The 4,539-nt window shown below is 47.3% G+C and carries 4 protein-coding genes; all 4 read left to right on the plus strand.

Annotated elements, in window-relative coordinates; all coding sequences use genetic code 11:
- Positions 1-1,002, plus strand: a 1,002-nt coding sequence (locus P8O70_04155; protein MDG2196074.1) for an ABC transporter substrate-binding protein, incomplete at its 5' end; no start/stop codon positions are given.
- A gap of 63 nt (positions 1,003-1,065) precedes the next feature.
- Positions 1,066-2,073, plus strand: a complete 1,008-nt coding sequence (locus P8O70_04160; protein ID MDG2196075.1) for an ABC transporter permease — start codon at positions 1,066-1,068, stop codon at positions 2,071-2,073.
- Entirely contained in the window at positions 2,070-3,170 is a 1,101-nt protein-coding gene (locus P8O70_04165) for an ABC transporter permease (protein ID MDG2196076.1), read from the plus strand. The genes P8O70_04160 and P8O70_04165 overlap by 4 nt, the downstream gene beginning before the upstream one ends.
- Positions 3,160-4,473: an ATP-binding cassette domain-containing protein gene (locus P8O70_04170; GenBank protein ID MDG2196077.1), complete on the plus strand. Its 1,314-nt coding sequence runs from the start codon at positions 3,160-3,162 to the stop codon at positions 4,471-4,473. The genes P8O70_04165 and P8O70_04170 overlap by 11 nt, the downstream gene beginning before the upstream one ends.
- Positions 4,474-4,539 lie beyond the last annotated feature (66 nt).

The raw sequence follows: 4,539 nt of genomic DNA on the forward strand, positions 1-4,539 counted from the left end.
ACTGAAATCCAGTTGGCAAAATCGCTGACCGGTGAAGTTGATATTAGCCGGGTCAATATATCCACCCCTGCGAACCGAAGTGTCTTCTTTGAAAACATGGAGCAGGGAGACTACCGTTTTGTAGCCGCAGACTCAGCCGATATGAACGTGGCTAATTTTCAGTTCCCTGAGAATCATCCTGACACCTTCAGGGCTTCTGTTTATCGGGACAAGAACTTCCGCATCGGGTTGTCCCACGCAATTGACCGAGAAGAGTTGATTGATGTTGTCTTTCTAGGTCAGGGCGAACCATATCAGGTGGCTCCTCGTCCAAGGTCTCCGTTTTATTCAAAAAAGATGGCCAAACAGTACACTGAATATGATCCTGAGCTTGCCGCAGAATACTTGGATAAAGTACTCAGTAAGAAAGACAGTGACGGATTTCGGTTGCGCCCCAACGGTGACCGTTTTGTCGTTGTCATTGCGGTCAACAAAGACTTCAAGTCCGACTGGGTTGACATGATGGAGTTGATCAAGGGCTACTGGGAGGCTGTCGGAGTAGAAACGGTGATTGAGGTTCTTTCGGATGCAACATCCACCAGTCGACGCGGAGCAACTGATAATGATATCGGTCTTTGGCTATCCGAAAATGGAGCGGGTCGCTTACCTCTCTTAGCTCCTAATGATCTGCTTGGAGCAGACAATGATCTTGATTGGAAGAAATATCATGACACCAAAGGGAAAGAGGGAGTAGAGCCCCCCGCCAATGTGAAGCGAATGCTGGAGCTGATTGATCAGATTCCCCTGGTCGCTGGTGCCAAGCAAGATGCGGTGATGGGTGAATTTTTGGAACTGGTGACAGATAACTTCCCTCGCATTGGAATTGCTCTGCCAGCCGGAAACTATCGGGCTGTCAGCAATCGCCTCCGCAATGTGCCTGAGCCTCTGATGGAGGGTTGGATGTATCCTGGAATTTCTCCTGCAAACTTTTCAACCTTTTACATAACGAAGGATAAGCAGTAAGTCACTTGGGGTGAAGATTGAGATTGCTTCGAGATCTTCGCCCCGCCTTGACATCCTATTCAGATGCTTAGATTCCTCGTCCGAAGACTTTCTTTGATGATGATTACGGTTTTCGTCATCACTGTGGTTTCCTTCTTCATTATCATTCTACCACCTGGCGATTTCGTAGATAGGATCGTATTGGAGGCCAACCAGTACGGGGAGGTTTTTGAGGAGCATGAGATTGCTGATCTACGCCGAATGTATGGACTCGATCAGAGCGCGTTAGAACAATATCTGATTTGGATGGGAAATATTCTCTTTCGTGGAGATTTCGGATACTCCTTCGGGTGGGACGTTCCAGTTTCTGAATTGATATCTCAACGCCTGGGACTGACAACGACCCTCTCCGTCGTTACTTTGATGTTCATTTGGATCGTAGCGATCCCAATCGGAATCTATTCTGCGGTTCGTAAGTATTCTCTTGGAGATTATGCAGCCACTTTTATAGGTTTTGTGGGGCTTGCGGTACCAAATTTTCTCCTAGCACTTGTTCTCCTCTACATTTCATTCCGTTATTTTGGCCAAAGCGTTGGAGGACTATTCTCTCCAGAGTATATCAATGCTCCCTGGTCATTCGATAAATTCCTCGATCTACTGTCTCACCTCTGGATTCCAACAATTGTTCTGGGGACAGCTGGGACTGCAGAAGTTATCCGAAAAATTCGAGCTAACCTCCTTGATGAATTGCATCGTCCGTATGTGCTGACAGCCCGAGCGAAAGGACTCACAGAATTAAATCTGGTCATTAAATATCCCGTGAGACATTCGCTGAATCCCTTTGTTTCCGATTTGAATGACCTATTTGTAAAAATCATCTCGGGTGAAACAATTGTTGCTGTCGTACTGGGTCTGCAAACGACAGGGCCTCTTCTCTTGCAAGCTCTCAAAGAAGAAGATTTGTACCTCGCATCTTCCTTGATCATGTTCCTGAGCTTTCTTGCTGTGTTAGGAACTCTATTTTCAGATCTCGGCCTGATGTTATTGGATCCGCGCATCAGACGCCAAGCGAGGGAAGGAGAAATGATGTGAGTTTCGCTGCAGATAACGCTAGCTACGGAACATTGATCTGGCGAAGATTCCGGCGACATCGTTTGGGCTTTTTGGGGTTCTTGTTCACGATTTTCATTTACCTGGTTGCTGCATTCACTGAATTCCTGGCGCCTCACTCACAATCCACCTATAAAGCTCGTGATGTCTATGCTCCACCCCAATCGATTCGTTTCTTCGTTCAGGATCGATCTGGACAGGAAACTTTCCAGCTTCACGTCCTAGGATATCGCTCAAAAGTCGACTATGACTCTGGGAAGCGAACTTTCATAGAAGATTCACGAAAAATCATTCCACTGGGTTTTTGGGTGAGAGGGGATAAATACGAACTTTGGGGCTTGTTTGATTATGATCGACACCTCTTCGGTCCGATTAAGAAAAGCGACCGTGTTTATTTTTTTGGTGCTGACAGGTTGGGGCGAGATGTTCTCAGTAGGACGATCCATGCGACCCGCGTGTCCATGACCATTGGTTTGGTGGGTGTCGCGCTGAGTTTGATTTTGGGAATCATGATTGGAGGAATTTCAGGGTTTTTTGGTGGTTTCATCGACCTTGGTATTCAGCGAATGATTGAAATTTTGCAGTCCATTCCTTCGATCCCATTATGGATTGGTTTAGCCGCTGCGATCCCACCGACAGCTCCACCTATTCAGACTTATTTCTTGATCACAATCATTCTTTCGATCATTGGATGGACCGGACTCGCCCGCGTTGTGCGAGGACGTTTTATGGCTCTCAAAGATGAAGATTTTATCAAGGCAGCAAGGCTGGATGGAAATCGGCCGATGCGCATTATTTTCAAATACATGCTTCCTAATTTTCTCTCTCACATTATTGCAGTGGTAACCCTGGCGATTCCGGGGATGATCATCGCTGAAACGTCTTTAAGCTTTCTGGGGATCGGCCTTCGGCAACCAGTTGTCAGTTGGGGGGTGCTGTTGCAGGAAGCGCAGAATCTTAAATCGATTTCGACGGCTCCCTGGCTGTTTCTTCCTGGCTTTGCTGTCGTACTAGCAGTCCTGTCTTTGAACTTTCTTGGTGATGGCCTGCGAGATGCGGGGGATCCTTATGAGACCTGATCTCTTGATGTCTGTCCAAGGGCTTTCTGTTTCTTTCTGGGAAGAGAAGCGTCGCCTCCAGGCGCTTAAAGATGTTTCCTTTGACATTCCAAAAAGCAAAACGATTTGTCTTGTAGGGGAATCTGGTTGTGGAAAGTCGGTAACTGCCAGAACGCTCTTGGGGATCACAGGTGCCAATTCGACGATTGACCAAGGAACGATCCACTACTCTGATCCAACCGGGACACTCGTAGATATAGCGGGTTTGAAGCCTGATTCCAAAGTCTTACGAAGGTTGCGTGGGAATGATGCAACGATGATTTTTCAGGAACCGATGACTGCGCTGTCATCCTTCTACACGATCGGGAATCAAATCGTTGAAGCTCTGCGACAACACGAAAGGGTCACCAAAAACCAGGCAAGAGCCAGGGCGATTGAGGTTCTGGAAGCAGTTGGAATGCCTGATCCACAGGCTCAGATGGAATCCTATACTTTTGAGCTTTCAGGTGGCCAGAGGCAAAGAGCCATGATTGCCATGGCGCTGATGACAAATCCTCGCCTGTTGATTGCCGATGAACCCACGACAGCCCTGGATGTGACCACACAAGCAGTTATCCTGGATTTGATGCATACGATCCAGAAAAAATTTGAGATGTCCATCTTGTTCATCACTCACGATCTGGGGGTTGTGTCAGAAATTGCTGATGAAGTTGTGGTTATGTACTTGGGAGAGGTGGTTGAATCAGGACCAGTTGAGCAAATTTTTTCCAACCCCCGTCATCCCTACACAAGAGCGCTTATTTCTGCTGCACCACATTACGCTGGCAATCAGGAAACGAGGCTGCCCGTCATTCCAGGAATTGTTCCCTCACTGTTTGAGAGGCCCACAGGTTGCGCTTTTTCAACGCGCTGTCAGCACACCAAGTCAGAATTGTGCAATATAGATCGGCCGCCAATCAATCTTGGCAGTACAAATGTACGGTGTTTTTTGGAGAGAGCAGGTGTTCCTGAAGAGTTCGAAAAAAAGGGAGTAGCCACAACCAGTGACGAAGGGGAGAAAACGGAATCACGTGCAAACGTGGCTTTGCAAGTGGAATCAGTTTCTCGACAATTTGTGAAGCGAACAGGCTTAATCCGTAGAAAAGAGAAAACGATTCGTGCTGTCACTAAGGTGAGTCTGGAAATAAAAGAAGGGGAAACGCTGGGTCTTGTGGGTGAGTCGGGCTGTGGCAAAACGACACTTGGTCAAACCATTGCTGGTTTGATAGATCCCTCTGATGGCAAGATTCGATTAGCTATCGAGGGACAAATGCGTGAGATTTAAAATTTGTCCGAGCAAGAGTGGCGGAATGCTTGGCAGCACATCCGCTTTGTTTTTCAGGATCCATTT

It is taken from the genome of SAR324 cluster bacterium (assembly GCA_029245725.1).
Classification (GTDB): Bacteria; SAR324; SAR324; order SAR324; family NAC60-12; genus JCVI-SCAAA005.

Excerpts from the sequence above, each read along its gene's own strand:
- P8O70_04160 (MDG2196075.1), top strand. The coding sequence starts at position 1,066 with ATGCTTAGATTCCTCGTCCGAAGACTTTCTTTGATGATGATTACGGTT.
- P8O70_04170 (MDG2196077.1), top strand. The coding sequence starts at position 3,160 with ATGAGACCTGATCTCTTGATGTCTGTCCAAGGGCTTTCTGTTTCTTTC.